The sequence below is a fragment of the Microcoleus sp. PH2017_08_TRC_O_A genome (assembly GCF_020738665.1).
In the GTDB taxonomy this organism is placed as follows: Bacteria; Cyanobacteriota; Cyanobacteriia; order Cyanobacteriales; family Microcoleaceae; genus Microcoleus.
Genome location: NZ_JAEQCE010000211.1, coordinates 1 through 1,520, shown reverse-complemented (window position 1 = coordinate 1,520; position 1,520 = coordinate 1). Strand labels below are relative to the sequence as shown.

Here is a 1,520-nt window from a genome sequence, read left to right as displayed (position 1 = left end):
CATTGGGGATCTCGCTTCTGATTGAATGGCAATTATCCTGCAAAAAATGTTCATTGATGTCTGCCTCTTGCAATGAGTTTGCTCAAGGGATCTGGGGGTTTTTCTCGAACGCACATTTTGGACAAACAGCAATCTAATGTTTTTCTGCCATTGGCGGCGGTTTGCCAAAATTATCACTTACGTCATTAACACAATTTGTCATCACAGCTATTTTAACCCTGGGAAAATACCAATTCAAGTTGTTTTAAGTTGATTAAATAGCAGCCAACCCATCATAATATCATCCAATCTTCTCAATCCACGCCACAAGGTCTTAACTCCCGGAAAACCATCATGTTTTCTTCCCAAAAAACCTCCCAATTTAGCAATCCAACCAACCGCTTCCCCTAAAGTTGGCGGGTAAGAATGAGGATAACTTTTGTGATAAATTGTTGCATAAAGAGCCTGCCATTCTTGAGGTGATAACATGATTTCACAACTGGCATCATCCGCGAGCCGAGCTATATGAGTAATATAAAGTAAGCGCTTTCGCTACAATGGAATAAGTAGCTAGAGCCATTTCCAACCTTGATGCTGTTTCTAATTGTAGCTTCTCAATTCCACAACCACTTTTTAACACATAATGATAACGCTCAATCAGCCAACGATAACTATACCATCTCACATAAGTAGTCACATCCTCAATACAAGTAATAGGTAAATTTGTCACTAGCCACCACTCAATTGCTGACGACTCAGAAGGTGGTTCGGATTCTCTGACTAAAATAACTTGCAGTTGAATCGGACTTAATTTCTCTTGTTTAGGACGATTTTGAGGGGGTTGAATAGTTAAGGTTTTATACCTAATAGTTAAAGTCGCTATTCGTGATGGTCGAGTCGGGTTGCGCTTCAATTCCACAGTCATTGTGGCTTGCGGTTCGACCAATTCGAGCTCTTCTTTAAGATGGTTCGATGAAGACTCTAAACATCTGTTTTGAGTAGCTCGAATCAAAAAATCTCCTCCCTCACGGTTCGCACAGGCAAACAAGTCATAAAAGTCGGCTTCTCAGTCAGCAATTGTGACTACTTGTTGTGAATCCGGGATGATAGATAACGTGTTTTTTAAAGCATCAAGCCATTTTTGACTCTCTTTTTCTTCAGTTGATTTTTGAGAGGTCGATAATGCCTAATGGTAGCCCCTCTGTTGTCGCTGCCAACGTTGAATGTACTTTCAATCCATGAGCATATTTATTATCAAGATATCCGACTCCTTTGACTGCTTCATGCGTAGTATAATTTAATTCGGTTATATCCTGTATTGCCAAGATAATTTGATGATTTTTAATTCTTGAAACCGTCGCATCTACGTGTCCTTTCCTAAGCTGAGATGGTTTGATATATGGTGAATCCCAAAAATCGTAAGTAGCCTTAGTTTCTGCCCATGTACCACTAGCTTCAGGTACACTGGATGTTGGTTTATCACTCAAGTTAGAAACAATTTTCATGAATCTATTTGTTCTTCTTGCATCTCCCAATTGAGT

Annotated in this window: 1 pseudogene; it reads right to left on the bottom strand. The window is 39.6% G+C overall.

Annotated elements, in window-relative coordinates:
- Window positions 1-234: 234 nt before the first annotated feature.
- Window positions 235-1,514 (bottom strand): annotated as a pseudogene (locus JGK22_RS33105) (IS4 family transposase).
- Window positions 1,515-1,520 lie beyond the last annotated feature (6 nt).